Annotated in this window: 12 protein-coding genes; 4 read left to right on the forward strand and 8 right to left on the reverse strand. The window is 61.1% G+C overall.

Annotated elements, in window-relative coordinates:
• From KRR55_RS01065 to gcvPA, 5 genes are read right to left on the reverse strand one after another with little or no spacing between them, the layout of a single operon-like run.
• On the reverse strand, positions 1-825 hold the full coding sequence (locus KRR55_RS01065; protein WP_217387190.1) for a 3-hydroxyacyl-CoA dehydrogenase family protein: 825 nt from the start codon (positions 823-825) through the stop codon (positions 1-3).
• Between the two features lie 10 nt (positions 826-835).
• Positions 836-1,621: an SDR family NAD(P)-dependent oxidoreductase gene (locus KRR55_RS01070; RefSeq protein WP_217387191.1), complete on the reverse strand. Its 786-nt coding sequence runs from the start codon at positions 1,619-1,621 to the stop codon at positions 836-838.
• Positions 1,622-1,626: 5 nt separating this feature from the next.
• Positions 1,627-2,760, reverse strand: coding sequence for an ATP-NAD kinase family protein (locus tag KRR55_RS01075; RefSeq protein WP_336245005.1), 1,134 nt, complete (start codon positions 2,758-2,760; stop codon positions 1,627-1,629).
• Entirely contained in the window at positions 2,757-4,430 is a 1,674-nt protein-coding gene (gene gcvPB / locus KRR55_RS01080; protein WP_217387193.1) for an aminomethyl-transferring glycine dehydrogenase subunit GcvPB, read from the reverse strand. The genes KRR55_RS01075 and gcvPB overlap by 4 nt, the downstream gene beginning before the upstream one ends.
• Positions 4,427-5,821 carry an aminomethyl-transferring glycine dehydrogenase subunit GcvPA gene (gcvPA, locus tag KRR55_RS01085; protein ID WP_217387194.1) on the reverse strand — a complete coding sequence of 465 codons (1,395 nt, stop codon included), beginning with the start codon at positions 5,819-5,821 and terminating at the stop codon, positions 4,427-4,429. The genes gcvPB and gcvPA overlap by 4 nt, the downstream gene beginning before the upstream one ends.
• Before the next feature lie 257 nt (positions 5,822-6,078).
• Between gcvPA and KRR55_RS01090 the strand changes: the two genes are divergently transcribed.
• Positions 6,079-7,623 carry an amidohydrolase gene (locus KRR55_RS01090; protein WP_217387195.1) on the forward strand — a complete coding sequence of 515 codons (1,545 nt, stop codon included), beginning with the start codon at positions 6,079-6,081 and terminating at the stop codon, positions 7,621-7,623.
• 37 nt (positions 7,624-7,660) lie between these two features.
• On the opposite strand, the gene KRR55_RS01095 is transcribed toward KRR55_RS01090, so the two are convergent.
• On the reverse strand, positions 7,661-9,514 hold the full coding sequence (locus KRR55_RS01095; protein WP_336245006.1) for a PucR family transcriptional regulator: 1,854 nt from the start codon (positions 9,512-9,514) through the stop codon (positions 7,661-7,663).
• On the opposite strand from KRR55_RS01095, the gene KRR55_RS01100 reads away from it, so the two are divergent.
• From KRR55_RS01100 to KRR55_RS01110, 3 genes are read left to right on the forward strand one after another with little or no spacing between them, the layout of a single operon-like run.
• Entirely contained in the window at positions 9,409-10,752 is a 1,344-nt protein-coding gene (locus tag KRR55_RS01100) for an MFS transporter (protein ID WP_217387197.1), read from the forward strand. The genes KRR55_RS01095 and KRR55_RS01100 overlap by 106 nt on opposite strands.
• Positions 10,753-10,792: 40 nt before the next feature.
• The gene (locus tag KRR55_RS01105) at positions 10,793-12,463 is read left to right on the forward strand and encodes a thiamine pyrophosphate-dependent enzyme (protein ID WP_336245007.1); all 1,671 of its coding nucleotides are present in this window, start codon (positions 10,793-10,795) and stop codon (positions 12,461-12,463) included.
• Positions 12,460-13,875, forward strand: a complete 1,416-nt coding sequence (locus tag KRR55_RS01110) for a gamma-aminobutyraldehyde dehydrogenase (RefSeq protein WP_217387198.1) — start codon at positions 12,460-12,462, stop codon at positions 13,873-13,875. The genes KRR55_RS01105 and KRR55_RS01110 overlap by 4 nt, the downstream gene beginning before the upstream one ends.
• 327 nt (positions 13,876-14,202) lie before the next feature.
• Here the strand turns inward: KRR55_RS01110 and KRR55_RS01115 are convergent, their stop codons facing one another.
• Together KRR55_RS01115 and KRR55_RS01120 are read right to left on the reverse strand one after the other, a co-directional pair.
• Positions 14,203-14,805: an NADPH-dependent FMN reductase gene (locus tag KRR55_RS01115; protein ID WP_217387199.1), complete on the reverse strand. Its 603-nt coding sequence runs from the start codon at positions 14,803-14,805 to the stop codon at positions 14,203-14,205.
• A gap of 154 nt (positions 14,806-14,959) precedes the next feature.
• Entirely contained in the window at positions 14,960-15,934 is a 975-nt protein-coding gene (locus tag KRR55_RS01120) for a 2-hydroxyacid dehydrogenase (RefSeq protein WP_254455791.1), read from the reverse strand.
• Positions 15,935-15,937: the final 3 nt, after the last annotated feature.

The following is a 15,937-nucleotide window of genomic DNA, read 5'->3' on the forward strand; positions in this document are numbered from 1 at the left end:
CTACTTTTCCTCAGGCCAGCTAAAGAATCCCTGGCCACTCTTGCGGCCGAGTTTTCCTTGATCAACCATTTTTCGAAGCAATGCTGGTGGCTCGAAACGTGGACCCAGGGTGGCGGCGAGATGCTCACCGATCGCCAGCCGCGTGTCTAGGCCGACCATGTCCGTCATGCGAAGCGGCCCCACGCCATGTTGATAGCCGAGGATCATCCCATCGTCAATGTCGGAAGCAGATGCGATGTCTTCCTCAACCATGCGAATGGCTTCGAGGCCAATCGCGATGCCAAGCCGACTGGTGGCGAAACCCGGTGAATCGGCAACAACAATCGGTTTGCGTCCCAATTCTTCAGCGCATGCGCGCGCGAACTGAAGGGTTTCCGGTGAAGTCCTGGAGGTCGTGACGATTTCAATGAGCTTGGTCCGGGGAACTGGCTGAAAGAAGTGCAGTCCAATGAATCGATCGGGGTGTTCGAGCACAGACTGCAACTCCCCGACACTTAGGGAACTGGTGTTGGTACAGAGGAGTTCGGGCTTCAGCAAACGCTCGACGGCGCTCAGCACGGCCGTCTTTAAGCCTGGATTCTCCGGAACAGTTTCAATGACAAATCGAGCGCCGCCCAGTTCGGCAACGTCACATGCCGTGATGAGGGACCCGCTGCCACCTGCTGCAGCTATCCTTTCAGTCGCTCGTTCCAACGTTTCTGTGGAAGGGTCGACGAGCTTTACAGCCCAGCCGTGGCCCACGAAGGTTTCAGCGATGCCAGAACCCATCGTTCCCGCTCCGACGACGACAACTTCTTTTCCGAAGCGATCGGCAAAAATTCCCATGTTTTCCTACCTATAGCCTTGGTGCCAGTTGCAGTCCGCCGGCAACGTGGAGTACCTCGCCGGTGATAAATGACGAGTCTTGACCCGCGAAGAATGACGTGGCAGCGGCCACGTCGGCCGGTGTCGCGACCCGTTGAAGCGGCGTCTGCGCCGCATAGCGCTCAAAGTTGCTTTCGCGTGTTTCGCCCATGCCCATCCCGTCGACGAAGCCGGTGTTGACGGGGCCGGGAGCCACCACGTTGCATGTTCCGCCCGTTGCCGCGATTTCTTGGGCAACGGTTCTGCACAGACCCACGATGCCAGCCTTGGAAGCCGTGTATGCGGGGTTGCCACCGGATAACCAGGTCCTGGAACCGATCATGATGACCCGTCCTTCGGATCCACTGTGAGCCAACCATTCCATGGCCGCGGATGTCACCAGATAGGCGCCTCGGAGGTTGATGGACAAAGTGCGATCGAAGTCTTCGAGCTCGGTGGTCCTCATGCCACCGGGCGGTGCCACACCTGCATTGTTGACGACAGTGTCGATGCGTCCGGTTCGTTCGGCAATCCAGGCCATGGCCTCACCCACCGATTTGTCGTCCGTGACATCCAGCGTGCAAGCGAAGGCGCCAGGGATCAGTGCCGCTGCTTCGGCGGCCCGTGTCGGGTTCGCGTCAGTGACGGCGACCTTGAATCCATCGGACGACAAGCGGGCGGCGATAGCGCTGCCGAAGGCACCGCCGCCGCCGGTGACAACAGCTACCTTAGTGGGGGAGGGCATCGGTTCGTACTTCCTTTCGTGGGACAGGATCATTCAGACTACGCATTCTTCAGGTGTATAACTGCTTCTTGACGTCGGCCGATGATGACGCGACGTGGTCCGGCCAACGCAAGCGACAGCTCCGGATCCGGAGTGTCAATCCAAAACGGTCCGCCACCCAACGAACCCAGCTTCTCCGGCGTACACACGACTATCAGCCGCTCGCCGGTAAGCCGGGTCAGCAGGGTTTCGTCGAGTTGTTGGTTACCGCGACCCAACAGGAATCCCTGACCGCCAATGGGGGAGACGATGGCCTGAAGCGGGTACCCGCTTGTGACGGAACGCAACTCGGACGCCGAACAATTTGTCGAAATGACCTTCCCATCGTGAACGACATCGATTCCCAGAAGCGTTGATTTCAGACCCCAGGAGAGCGCCACAGCAGCAACTGTGGTGCCGGGGCCCAGCAGCACCATTGCCTTTGGATCCAGGCGCTGGCCGACTTCGAAAGCGATGCCGCCCAAGACCTCACGTGGTGCCGCCTGCGACCCGATCTTTCCGCCTTGCATTTGCTTCGAGGAGCCCAAGACGTTGACTCGGCCGAAGAGCCGCGAGCCCAGGATGCCTCGACGCCGTGCGTCCTCATCGATATCTACTACTTCCGCCACACTCGTTCGTCCTGAACCTCGAACCGCATCGGCCAGGATTCCCGCCGCGGCCTCGGGAGACCTGGCGAAAACACCGGAGTGCATCTTGACCCCGGCCGGGATCCCGAGGACCACGGTGTCCGGGCCGATTCCATCCATCACATCCCGGGCCGTTCCGTCTCCACCGGCGAAGACGATGACATTGACGTTGCTCTCGAGGAGCGCGGCGGCAACCGCGGTGGTGTCCGCGGCCGTGGTAGCCGTTGCTGGCGCGGCGATGACAATATCCGGAATCCAACCGGCGCGCCGGGCAGCGTCTTCGCCCATCGGTCCCGCAGGCACAACGAGCCGGATGGGAACCTCACGCCGGGACAATTCGCGAAGCATCCGCCCCACCCGATCTGCGGACCGGGGAAGGGATCCACGCCGAATTGCTTCTGCCTGGATCCCTTCCCCATCGCTGCCGCTCAGCCCGGCGGGACCGCCCAGACCTGCCACGGGGTTGACCACCAGCCCAACGGTCCACGAACCGAGGGTGCTCATCATCTGTGGTGGGCCTTGGGAGGACGGGGGCGCACCGGAAGCTCCCCGTCCGGTTCCCAGCGGGGAGCCAAGGCGAATTCAGCGCCTTGGTATTTGCGGCGGTAAGCCCTCCACGAGGTGGCCCATGTGTCCGGATCAGTCATGGCGTCAACGTCAACCGTGTGGATGCTGGAGCGGTGTGGCGCATCTTGGAGCACCTCGGGCTCCACACGGGCTTCCATAGCGGTGTTGCGCAGGGCGGCAATGTACTCATCGAGTTCGCGTTTTGAATAGGATTCCGTGGGTTCGAGCGTGACCGGCTCCGGGACAATATACGGATGGTGGCTTGTCCAGTAGTGCATCCCATAATCGGCCATTCGAGCGCCGATCTGCGCTGAGCCGATCCCGGTCTCATCGGTCAGCTCCGACCAGGAATATCGGACCTGTTCCACACGGTGTTGTCCGGCGGCGTAGGGGGCGCTGATGCCATCGATCTTGAGGATTTCGGCCAGCAGGTAGTTGTTGTTCAGCACCGCGATTTCTGAGACTTGCCGTAAGCCCTCGGCACCCAGAGACCGGATCCAACTGTAGGCACGGATCAAGTTGGGAATAACGCCGTGGAACGGACGGATATCGGCCGTTGCCAGTTCATCGGGCACTTGCCAGACGTAGCCGTTCGCACCTTTGACCACGCGCCGTCCGGGTAGGAACGGGGCGAGCTGAGCGCTTGAGCCGATGGCTCCGGCTGCCGGACCACCGCAGGCATGCGGGGTGGAGAAGGTCTTGTGTAGGTTGAAGTGGCAGAGGTCAAAGCCTGCTTCCCTGGCACGGGCGATGCCCAGCAGACCGTTGGCGTTCGCCTGGTCGTAGACGCACAGGCCGCCGACTTCATGGACTGCATCGACATATTCGGTGATACGCGGGTTGAAGATCCCGGTGTCCTCGGGGTTGGTGATGAATAGCGCCGCGGTGCGTTCGCTGGTGACGGACTTGAGCGCCTCCAGATCCGGGAATCCGTTCTCATCCGGGTACAGGGTAATGACCTTGTACCCCGCGGTCTTCGCGGTCGCGGCGTTGGAGGGGTGGGAGAAAATTGTGGTGATGATTTCATCGCGAACATCGCCCTCGCCGCGGGCCTCGTGGTACGCCTGGACGACCTTGACGTTTCCATAGATTGCCGCCGACCCGGAACCTGCCTGCAGGCTTACCGCGTCCATGCCCGAGACCTCGCCCAGATAGGATTCGAGCTCGTGGAGGATCTGTAGGGTCCCCTGCATCGTCGAGGCATCCTGCAGCGGGTGGGTATCGACCGACTGGCCCGAACCGGCGAACCGCTCGTTGACCTTGGGGCTGTACTTCATGGTGCAGGTGCCCTGGCCGATGTCGACGTTGAGGTCCGCGCCCAGTGTTTCCTGGGACAGACGCAGGTAATGGCGCAGCACTTGAGACTGGCCGATCTGCGGCAGGGAGGGAACATCCTTGCGGCGGAAGGAGTTCTCTGGAGTGTCCGCCAGCTGTGACTCATCGGAGCTTGGCACGGCGATACCGCGGTGTCCCTCGGCATCCAGCTGGAAGATCAGCGGCTCATCCCATCGCGCCGCGTGATAGCGACGCAACAGTGGCTTCTCAACCTGCAGGGGGGCTTCCCGAGCAGTCTTGGTGGCGGACGTTGGTTCGGTCTGGATGGTCGTCATGAAAGGATTTCCTTGAGTGCGTTGGCCAGCGCGTTGATGTCGTTCGAGGTATGGAGTTCGGTTGTGCAATACACGGCCGTGTCTGGGCTGCCGGCGGCGAAGACCGTTGTAGCATCTGCCCCGCCGTAGATGCCGCGGGCCAGCAGGGCCTCATTCACTTGGCTCGCCTTGCGGCCGGGGAAACGGACAGCGAATTCCCGCCAGTGGGCACTGCGTTGGTGCAAGACTTCGAGTCCGGGGATCTCGGCGAGAGCTCCCATGGCCTCTCGGGTGCGCACGGCGATGGTGTCACCCAATGTGCGCATCCCATGCGGCCCCATCAAGGCAAGGTAGGCGCCGGCGGTGATGCCCCAAAGCGCGGCGGCGGTGCCCACCCATTCGACTCCGTCCTCGCGCATTGCCAGTGAGGTGCGCTCATAGGCAACATCGCAGAAACCAAGTTCCCCCTCAACACGGGTGGGCGCCAGGCCGAAGAGCCGCGACGGGAATTCAAAGACGAATCGCTCGTCATCGTGCGTGGCAATAAACCCGCCGTTTGCCCCGCCGAAGTGCAGGCCAAGGCCGAGAGACTGGATGTCACCACAGACGATATCGGCACCCCACCTCGCCGGCGGCTCGGTGAAGCCAAGGCTAAGGGGATCGGTGGAGCAGACGAGCAGTGCGCCCTGGCGGTGGGCGAATTCGGCAATCTCTGCGGCATCGGCCTCGATGACTCCGATCATGTTGGGAGTTTCGAGGAATACAGCAGCGGTGTCGGGGCCCAACAATTCCACGACATCATCATGGTGGATTCGTCCTGTTTCGGGGCGAGGTGCAACGAAATCGATGGTCAGGACGCCGGAAAGGAAGGTTTCGAGCTTGGCTCGCTTGCCGGCCGCGAGAGTGTCCGCTACGATCACGCGCCGGCGGTTGGTAATGCGTCCGGCCATGCGGAGTGCCGTTGCGGCAGCTTGGTAACCGTCATATGTAGGGACGTTAACGACATCCATCTCGAGCAGTTCAGCCATCAGCGAGGTGTACTCGAACAAGGCCTGCCACTTTCCGTGGTCCTCGTAAGGCTCGCCTGCGTAGGCGGTGAGAAATTCTGCCCGTTGGTTGATTTCGTCGCATACCGCCGGGACATGGTGCGGGTAGCATCCGGACCCAAGGAACGAGAGCGCAGCAGTCGTGGGGCGGTTCCTGGAGAGCAGGCCGTTCATGTGGCGTTGCAGCTCCGCTTCGGCATCAAGCGCTGCCGGAATATCCAGCGGCCGCTTCATGCGCAACTCTTCGGGGATGACATTGAAGAACTCATCAATCGATTCAACCCCGATGGCTTCAAGCATCGCCTGTTTTGTCGCCGGGGCCGAATTCGGGACATATGGGTGAACCGGCGTCGTTCCTTGGGCCATGAGTACCTCCTGGGATACGCGAATGTGGTCTGGGCAACTTCCTCTTATATGAACCTAGGAGATTTTTGGGCGCCAGCGGATATCCGCGCTGGATAAGTTTTGGCCCTAGTTGTCCGCTACGGACATCAGATTGTAGTGACGGTCACCAATAGGGTTGAGTCATGAAACTAGACCTCATCATCAAGAACGCCAATGTCCTCACACTCGATGAGAACCGCCCCGCCGCCTCCGCCGTTGGCATCTGGCACGGGCGCATCGTGGGCGTAGATGGCGAGATCGAGGGCCTGAGTGCACGCCGAGTTGTTGATGCCGCGGGGGCAACGCTCATTCCCGGTTTCCACGACGTGCACAACCACATGGCAACCTATGGCCAGCAGCTCCAAGAGATCGACGCCAGCGGATTCACCGAAGCCGACCAGCTGTACGACGCGGTGGCTGCGGTAGCTGCGGCTGAACCGGGACGCGAGTGGATCACCGGTTCCGGGTATGACCAGACCCGATTGGGAGGACACCCCGAGCGCGAAAAGCTGGACATGGCCTCCGGTGGCCGCAAGGTCATGTTCATCCACCGCACCTGCCACATGCTGGCAGCTAGCACCGCGGTTTTTGAAAGAATCGGTGCGATGAGCCCCGACTTCCCCGTTGCTCCGGGCGGATTCATTGAACGGGATGGGCAGGGGGTCCCCACCGGTCTGGTGGCGGAACAGGCAATGACGCCGTTCAGGAACCTGCGCAAGCCATTCAGCGAAGCGGATCTGGTGACGGCGCTGGGCCTGGCCAGCGATCGCTTTCTCTCCGAGGGACTGACCTCTGTGGCGGAGGCGGGAATTGGTGACTCGCCGTTAGTTGGTTCTTCCCCCGTGGAACTGGCTGCCTACCAGCGCGGTCACGAAACGAACAAGATCCGCGTCAGAACGCAACTGATGGTGGCCATGGACAACTTCCACGAGATCACAACGGCCAGCGTGGATGATTATCATTTGGGATTGGACCTTGGAATGCGTTCGGGTTTCGGAAACGAACGCTTATCGCTAGGGCCGCTGAAGGTCTTTACCGACGGGGCGCTCATGAGTCGAACCGCATCCATGACGGAGAACTTCTGTGGCCATGACCATGCCGGGGTGATGCAATTCGGGGAAGCCGAATTGCGGGACATTGCAATTTCCGCGCACCGGGGCGGCTGGCAGCTGGCGGTGCACGCCATCGGAGACAACGCAGTGGACGTGGCTTTGGACATGATCCAGGCCGCGACTGAATCTAAGCCGCGAACCGACCCGCGGCATCGCATTGAACACGCTTCCGTGGTTCGACCCGACCAGATGAGCCGCTTCGTGGAACTGGGGATCATCCCGTCTCCGCAGGGGCGCTTTGTCTATGAAATCGGGGACGGCGTCGCCGAAGTCATCGGCGCGGGCAGGCTGCCGTGGACCTACCGGCACCGGTCGTTCCTCGAAGCCGGGTTGGTGGTACCCGGCGGGTCTGACCGTCCGGTGGTCCAAGGCGCGCCGCTGAAGGCGCTTCAGTCCATGGTGGAGCGCACGACTTCCAGCGGCGCGGAGTTCAATCTGCACGAGGGAGTCGGCGCTCTGGAGGCGCTCAAGAGCTACACCATGCACTCAGCCTATGCGTCCCGCGAGGAAGGATCAAAGGGGCGGATCAAGGAACGCTTCCTCGCGGATCTGGTGCTGCTTGATGCGGACCCGACGACCGTTGACGCGAAGGACATCGGGAAGATCTCGGTCTTAGCCACGCTGGTAGGCGGTACAGCGGAATACGATCCTCACGGATTGTTCGCCTGCTGAGTTAGCGACCCGGGGGTGCGGCAAGCCGTGCCCTCGGTCAATTGCCGTTCCGGGCAAGTTCGCGAAATTCGCAGGCCAGCCACAACTCAAGAAGATCCGCGGGATTGGCCAGGTTTCGCTGTGTTAGCTCGGTGATCTTTGCCAGTCGTGACCGCATCGTGTGTCTGTGGATTCCCAACGAGACAGCCGCGGACTCGATATTCGATGTGTTCTCCAAGTAGGCATGGAGCACCCGGCCGAGCTCGGAATTCGTTCGCTCGTCATACTCATCGAGGGCAGCGAGCACCGAGTCGGAAAATGTGGCACGCTCGGCCGGATCCCCGAGCATGAGCATAGCCCGGTATCCGGCACTATCCGGAAGCACCACGCAATCAAGCCCGCGGCGCTCGGCCAGCGAGCGGGCGCGCCGTGCTTGCTTGAGACTGAGTGCTGCGTGGTCCAAACCGACCTCGGTGCCGATTCCCGCGGGCCCCGGCTTGGCGCGGCGGACTAAATCCGCAATCACGTCCGCCGCCTGCTTGGACGGATCGCATAGCAGGAGGACCCACTCGTCCTCCCGTTCCTTGGCCAGGATGTCACTGCAATGTTCCTGCATTTGGGAGACTAACGTGGAGATGTGGGGTTCAGGGAGCCCTGCGGGTAGGACCACTGCCTGCAACGTCGTGCAATCAATTCCCGCCCGTGCGAGCCGAACGGTTGCCTCGAGGTCTGTGAGATCTCCCCCGAGTAGAGCTTCCATGGTGCGGCTTCGGACCTGGCGTTGCTGGTAGGAGCTGGAATGGCGCAATTCCAAGAGGACGCCCAGCAAAGAAAAAACCATGGTCAACAGCGCCCTATCGTAGGTGCTCAATTGGCCGGATTTGACGGCAATCATGACGCCGCGACTACGCCCCTGCGTGCCAAGAGGCGAGACCACGGTGGATCGATGCGACTCATCATCGGTGATGATCCAGCGAACCCCCTCCAGCATGCGGGTAGTGATTTCTTGCTTGCGGGCGGCGAATTGCCCCGCCGCTTCATCGCCGGAACTTGCGAGCAGCTGGTGCGTTGGATCGTAAACCGCAGCGACGATGGTGGTGTTTGCGTTGAGTGCTTGGAGGACGGCCATCACCCCGTTTGGCTCGGTTGCGGCTTCGCTGAGTTGGCGCTGCGCGAGCAGGGCGCGCCTTAGGGGTTCTGTCTGTTCCTCATTGAGGGCATCGCTGACTCGACGCACGACCATTTGCATTGGGGTACCCTCGGGTACGTGTACAAGTTGCAGCCCAGTTTCCTCCGCAGCCTGGAGAAGTTCCGGCGGGACATTGGAGTGCGGCAGGGAGGCCCCGGTACTCAGGCCCAGTGCCGCGACTCCGGCCGCGACGAGTCTTGCGCAGTATTCGTGTGTACTGGCGGAGTTCCTGAATAGCTTGAGTCCGGTAGTTAGAAGAAGTTCGTTGCCGGCGAGCCAAGGGGTTGGATCCGGCAGTTCACTGACATGGGCCCAGTGGACCTCGGGGTCGCTCGTCGCCTTGCCGATTCGAGTTAGGCCTAGCCCCGGAGCCAAAAGGGCCGTTGAAAGTCGAAGCACAGGATTGGTCCTTTTCAGTCTTGCCAAGGATGGTGCGTTAATTCCGGAGGATTCATTCAGCCTGCCCGTAACCGTGATCCAAGGCACTGTCCGCGCTGGACAGCGTTCGGCGTCAATTGTACGCAAGGGCGATGTTCCCGCGAGCGAAGAACTGAAATTGTCTTGTGATATGAGACATAGCCACGCCAAGTGGTTGTTCATTCGCAAGGAGACCAACAATGTCATCCACCACCACTTCACCAAGGGAACTGCGGCGCGTAGCTGCTTCGGCGTTCGCCGGCACAGCCATGGAATGGTACGACTACATTCTGTACGGCACAGCATCGGCAGTAGTTTTCACGCATTTATTCTTCCCCGCACATGATCTCGCCGTTGCAACGATGCTGTCCTTTGCGACCTTCGCCGCCGGATTCGTCGCTCGTCCCTTGGGCGCCGTCATTTTCGGCCACTTGGGTGATCGAATGGGGCGACGCGCAGCCGTCGTGGGGTCGATCATCTTGATGGGTGTTTCCACGGGAATCATCGGTTTGCTTCCGCCGTACGCGGCAGCCGGAATTCTGGCGCCCTTGTCACTCTTGCTGATGCGCCTGTTCCAGGGCATTTCCGCGGGCGGCGAATGGGGAGGTGCCATGACCCTTGTCATGGAGCACGCCCCGAAGCACAAGCACGGCATCTACGCGGCAATCCCTCAGCTGGGTTCGCCGGTGGCGACGTTGCTGTCCACCGGCGCCCTGGCCATCGTAGTCACGTTGCCGGAAGCCGACTTCCTGTCCTGGGGCTGGCGCATTCCATTCCTGATGGCCTTCCCGTTCCTCGCCGTCGGGTTGTACCTGCGGTACCGCGTCGAAGAATCGCCGGTGTTCAAGCAGCTTCAGGCAACGCAGACGATTTCAAAGGTGCCGCTGGTTTCTGCGGTTCGCCACACCGGCGGCCGCATGCTGCTCGGTGGCATGGCCGCACTCTTGGGTGGTTCGGGCTTTTTCATCATCACCACGTTCATGATCAGTTACGGAACCTCCGTGCTCGGACTGGAACGACAGACCATGCTCAACGCGACACTCTTTGGCGCACTCGGCCAGATCGTCGTGATCATCGTTTCAGGTCGCCTGGCTGATCGATTTGGAGCCTGGAAGGTCTGCGCCACGGGTGCCGCGATCTCTGCTGTCATGGCATTCCCGGTCTTCGCCCTGGTGGACACGGGCAATCCGGTGCTGGCAACCTTCGGCGTCGTCATCGGCATGGCCACCTTGACGATTCCGTACGGACCGATCGGCTCGCTGCTCACCAGCATTTTCCCCGCCCAGTACCGATACTCGGCAATGGCCGTTTCATACAACGTCTTCGGCATCATCGGCGGCTTCTTGCCGATGATCTCCCAGGCATTGCTCGTTGCGAATGGAAAAGCCTCTTGGGGCGTCGCACTGCTCTTGATGGGTGTGTCGCTGGTCAGCATGATCGGCGCAATTGGTGCAGGTTCCAAGCGGGTGGCTGCCAAGCGAGCCCAGGAAGACTTGGAACTGGAAGCGGCCACCGAAGGAAACTTGGCCAGTACCGGCAACTAACCCAGCTTTCCACAGCAACTCTCAGAAGGACTGAACGACCGTGACTGCAGTCATCAATTCCCCCGAAGTTTCACAAATGCTCGAGACGAGCGCTGGGCACCTCATTGTCCGGCAGCTCGAAAGCCACGGCATCCAGCGCGTCTATTGTGTGCCGGGCGAGAGCTACCTTGACACCATCGATGGACTATACGATTCCTCAATCAACACCGTGGTGTGCCGCCAAGAGGGAGGTGCAGGAATCATGGCGCTGGCCGAGGGACGTCTGACCGGACTTCCGGGCATCGCAATGGTGACACGTGGTCCCGGCGCGGCAAACTCGATGATTGCCGTTCACACCGCATGGCAGGATGGGACACCGATGATTCTATTCGTCGGGTTGATTCCCACGGTGCAGCGCGGCCATGAGGCGTTTCAGGAGTTCAGCCTCGAGGGGTGGTTCGGCACGACGTCCAAGCGGGTATACGTCCTTGACGACCCGGCGCAGGCCGGTGCCGTGGTCGCCGAGGCCATGCACCTCGCCGTCTCCGGCAGGCCCGGACCGGTGATCATCGGGCTGCCGGAGGAAGTCCTGCGCGAACGAGTTCCAAACGTAGTTGCGCCGGTGCGCGCGTTGGCCTCCATGGCCGTTGAGGAGTCCGATATCGCGTCGATCGACGCGCTGATTGATGCTTCTTCCCGCCCGCTGGTGATTGCCGGCGGCGAAGGGTGGAGCGTCGACTCGGCGCTGGCCCTCGCATCTTGGGCCGAGACCCGGGCACTGCCCGTGGCGACGGATTTCAGGTCCTACGATGTCCTAGACAACTCGAGTAGCGCCTACGTCGGCATGTTGGGCTACGGCCGCAGCCAGCAGTTGAGCGACTACGCCGGACGTGCTGACCTGATTATCTACCTTGGTGCCGTCCGCTCGGATGTTCTTAGTGACGCCTATTCACTGGGAGTCAACGCCACCACCGTGGTGGTCAGCGCCGATCCCCACCTGGTCGGTCACTACGGACGCTGCGATGTGCAACTTGTCGCGCCCCCGGCGCGCTTCGTCAAGCGAGCTTCCGAGATCTCCGAACCCCGCAAAGACAAGGGCGACTGGTTGGCTGAGGGTCGTGCTGCATGGGTCGAGTACTCGACACCGCTGCGGGATGGCGGAACCGGGGTCGACCTCTCGCAGGTCATGGAGCAACTGCAGGCATTGCTGCCGGCGGATGCCATCGTGACCTACGGTGCTGGAAACCACGCCATCTGGCCGCAGCGCTTCCTGCCGGCACGCATCTATCCGTCGGTGATAGGCCCCAAGAACGGCGCCATGGGTGTAGGCATACCCGCGGCCGTCGCTGCGGCGTTGGTCTTCCCCGCGCGACAGGTCCTATCGGTGGCTGGTGACGGTTGCTTCCTGATGAATGGCCAAGAGCTGTCAACCGCGGTCTCTCAGGGAACCAACATCGTCATCCTCATCGTGGATAACTCTTGCTATGGGACCATTCGCCAGCACCAGGAACGCGAATACCCGGGCCGGCCAAGCGCCACGGAACTCAACAACCCCGACTTTGCAGCGCTGGCACGGGCATATGGGGCATTCGGCGTCCGACTGGAGTCGGCCGAAGGCTTCGCCGATGCCTATATGCAGGCCACAGCATTCGAAGGACCTGCAGTCATCCACTTGATTGTCGATTCGTCGACGCGCGGTCCAGCTATTTCAAGGGAGAACGTGACCGAATGATTACTCTTGGCAATGTTATTGACGGGCAAGTCGTTTTTAGCGAAACGTCACTTGCCTTCCACGACCCCGCAACAGGGCAAACGGTGGGAACGGCTCCCGACAGCACACCGGCCGAGGTGGACGAAGCGGTGCAGGCAGCCAAGCGGGCGTTCGCCTCGTGGAAGTCGACGACTCCGGCAGTACGTCAGCGCATCCTGTTACGGTTGGCGGACATTATCGAGTCGAAAGCAGACTTGTTCACCGATGCCGAGGTCGCCTGCACCGGCAAGCCCCGAGAAGCAACGAAGGACATTGAGGTCTTGCGTTCGGCGGATCAGCTCCGTTTCTTCGCGGGCGCGGCTCGCACCCTGGTGGGTCTGGGGCAAACCGAGTACTTGCCGGGGTACTCGACACACACCCGGCGTGAGCCCATCGGAGTGGTCGGCCAGATTACTCCGTGGAACTACCCATTGATGATGGCCGTCTGGAAGATCGGTGCGGCGTTGTCCACGGGAAATACGCTGGTCATCAAGCCGGCCGAAACCACACCATATAGCACGGTGTTGTTGGCCCAGCTGGCGCAGGAGATTCTTCCTCCTGGCGTGCTGAACGTCGTGTGTGGCGGCCGCGAAACTGGAAAGGCGCTAGTTGCGCACCCGGTTCCCGAACTAGTTGCCATAACCGGTAGTACCCGCGCGGGGCGTCAGGTCATGGCTAGCGCCGCTGAGACGCTCAAGGAGGTGCACTTGGAGTTGGGTGGCAAGGCGCCGGCCTTGGTTTTCGACGATGCAGATATCGAACGAACGATTCAAGGGATTGTTTCGGCGGCTTTCTTCAACGCGGGACAGGACTGCACTGCCATTACGCGTGTCCTTGTCGACGAGAAGATCCACGACGATCTGTCCGAGCGTTTGGCAAGGGCCGCCGATGCCATCACCTACGGTGGTCCTGCTGATGGTTCCTATTTTATGGGGCCGTTAAATAGCGATGCCCAGCTCAAACGTGTTCGTGGGTACATTGAGCGCCTCCCCGAACACGCCAAGCTCCTTGCAGGTGGTACGAGTCGAGGGCCCGGAAACTTCTTTGCACCAACGGTTGTGGCAGGAGTACGTCAGGACGATGAAATTGTCAGAGACGAGCTCTTCGGTCCCGTGGTGACTATCCAAAAGTTTGTGTCTGAAGAAGAGGCGTTGGAACTGGCCAATGATTCTGAGTATGGATTGGCGGCCAGTGTTTGGACCAAAGACGTATCTCGAGCCACGCGGGTGATTAACGCGCTGGAGTACGGTGAGACGTGGGTCAATTGTCACCAAATTTGTCCCGCGGAGGCGCCTCACGGCGGGTTCAAGAATTCGGGCAATGCGAAGGACCTGTCGACCTACGCGCTTGAAAGCTACACCAGAGTGAAATCGGTGACGACTAGTCTGGACTAGTCTGCGGGCGGAATGGCTGACTCGGGAACGACAACTGTCTAGGGGTACGATTGCTGCACTTCGCAGACGGTTGTCGTTGTGCGCTTAGTAGGAGTGCCCCCTTGCGGGTGAAGTCCACTGAAAGTGATGGTTGTGTGTCGCTTGCCCAACGCAGCAGCCGTGCTTGACCAGATCTGGGCGATCCATTGGACAGGCCTTGACGACCGCGCAATCTCTGACCCAGGGCGGTTTCTCAAACAGTGAGCGAAGCCCGATGAGGCAACCGGTCAACGCCACGAGGGCTGGGATCGGAAAGCCGATCCCAGCCCTCGTGGTTAATGGCAAAGGCTACGGAGCCTCGACCGGGTCCGCATCGCCAATGTGGCCTGCGGCATTGGCATCCAGGACGCGCTCGACAAACGCTGCAAACTCGCTCATGTAGTGACCGAGGAAATCGGCAGTCCCGCTGTCGGAGACGTTGCCCTCGGCATCAAAGATCTCCGGCTTGAAGGCGATGTAGCCCTCCGGGGAGTTCAGCTGAGGGGCATCGAGGAAACTGAGGACGCTGCGCATGGATGACTGCATGACTGCGGTGCCGATGGCGCCGACGGAGGCGCCGATGATGCCGCTGGGCTTGCGGGCAAAGGAGTTGGCACCCCAGGGGCGTGAACCCCAGTCGATGGCGTTCTTCAGTGCGCCGGGAATCGATCGGTTGTATTCGGGGGAGACGAACAGCAGGCCGTCCGAAGACTCGACTGCCTGCTTGAATGCGGTGCCCTCGGGCGGGTAGTTGGCGTCGAAATCGTAGTTGTACAACGGGAGATCCTTGATGGAGATCTCGGTGAATTGAAGGTTGTCCGGTGCCAGCTTGATCAATGCCTTGGAAAGGGTGCGGTTGATGGAGTTGGTGGACAAGGAACCGACGAAATAACCAATGTTGTAGTTAGTCATGGGGACAGTCCAACATGTAGACGGCGGAGCCGTCCATAGGCCTGAACTGAATTATTTGTGAACGCTCAACCCGCACGGCCGGCGTTCGCCAAGTTTGTTTGTGCAATACCTGCTGATCAACGATGTGGCCAGGCAGATGGAGCGTTTGGCAAAACTAGGCCCGATCAAAGCTATTGCTCGGCGACAGTCCTTCCTTGAACTGGTTGATGTTCCGCGCGATTTCCGTCGCGCGACGGACGAAAGTCTGCCGCGCATGGCCCGAATGGTGTGGCGTCGCCATGACAGTGGGAAGTGCGGCGAAACGCGACACCGATTCGGGTGCGTCGGTACCGTTTGGAGCCTCCCACCAAACGTCCAGGGCAGCTCCTCCTATTTCGCCTCGCCCAAGCGCCGCATACAGTGCCTCCTCGTCAACGATCGCGCCGCGGGACACGTTGATCAGCAGGGCGTCGCTGCGCATCTGCTCGAACTGCGCGGTTCCCATGAGGCCGCGGGTTTCATCCGTCAGCGGCAGGCAAAGGGCCGCGACATCGCAGGCGGCCAGCAACTCGGGAAGGGCGTCCATGGACTTGACCCACTTCAGGTTGGCGGGGGCTTCCTCCGTCGATGCAGGGTTTCGGCGCACGGCAACGGCCGTCATTCCCAGTCCGGTGCACAGGCGCACCGCCTCGGTGCCGATTCCGCCAAGTCCCACGAACCCAATCGTGAGTTCATCGAGGCTCCGGTGCAGCGCAGTGCTTGTTTCCGTCGCCACCGAGCGCCAGACCCCGGAACGCATCTGGTCGGTCACTGAGAGCAGCCGGCGTTGGTGTGCCAGTACCGCCATCAGGATGTGTTCGGCGATTGAGCGCTCATGGTGCGCGGTCCGCGAAACCACGGTGCTGGCCGGAAGGTCGGCGACCGCGACGCGGTCGGCTCCGGAACCGGTGATGTGCACGAATCCGGCGGTGCACCGCGCCGCATCCTGGGGGCTGAGCGTTGCGCACACCAGTACCTCGGCGCGGGTGATGGCAGCGGATTGTTCTTCGGGGGAGAGGCCGGCCACGAACTCCCAGTTGTTGCCGGGTGCCGTTTCCTGCAGCAGGTCCGCAAACCTGGAGATGATGGGGTCGGTGACAACGATGCGCATGAC

The sequence above is a fragment of the Paeniglutamicibacter quisquiliarum genome, from assembly GCF_019084045.1.
GTDB lineage: Bacteria > Actinomycetota > Actinomycetes > Actinomycetales > Micrococcaceae > Paeniglutamicibacter > Paeniglutamicibacter quisquiliarum.

What these genes read in the sequence shown, in the direction of transcription:
- KRR55_RS01065 (WP_217387190.1), bottom strand. Translation starts at nt 825, where the DNA reads ATGGGAATTTTTGCCGATCGCTTCGGAAAAGAAGTTGTCGTCGTCGGA.
- KRR55_RS01070 (WP_217387191.1), bottom strand. Translation starts at nt 1,621, where the DNA reads ATGATCCTGTCCCACGAAAGGAAGTACGAACCGATGCCCTCCCCCACT.
- KRR55_RS01075 (WP_336245005.1), bottom strand. Translation starts at nt 2,760, where the DNA reads ATGATGAGCACCCTCGGTTCGTGGACCGTTGGGCTGGTGGTCAACCCC.
- gcvPB (WP_217387193.1), bottom strand. Translation starts at nt 4,430, where the DNA reads ATGACGACCATCCAGACCGAACCAACGTCCGCCACCAAGACTGCTCGG.
- gcvPA (WP_217387194.1), bottom strand. Translation starts at nt 5,821, where the DNA reads ATGGCCCAAGGAACGACGCCGGTTCACCCATATGTCCCGAATTCGGCC.
- KRR55_RS01100 (WP_217387197.1), top strand. Translation starts at nt 9,409, where the DNA reads ATGTCATCCACCACCACTTCACCAAGGGAACTGCGGCGCGTAGCTGCT.
- KRR55_RS01095 (WP_336245006.1), bottom strand. Translation starts at nt 9,514, where the DNA reads ATGCTGTGCCGTACAGAATGTAGTCGTACCATTCCATGGCTGTGCCGG.
- KRR55_RS01110 (WP_217387198.1), top strand. Translation starts at nt 12,460, where the DNA reads ATGATTACTCTTGGCAATGTTATTGACGGGCAAGTCGTTTTTAGCGAA.
- KRR55_RS01115 (WP_217387199.1), bottom strand. Translation starts at nt 14,805, where the DNA reads ATGACTAACTACAACATTGGTTATTTCGTCGGTTCCTTGTCCACCAAC.
- KRR55_RS01120 (WP_254455791.1), bottom strand. Translation starts at nt 15,934, where the DNA reads ATGCGCATCGTTGTCACCGACCCCATCATCTCCAGGTTTGCGGACCTG.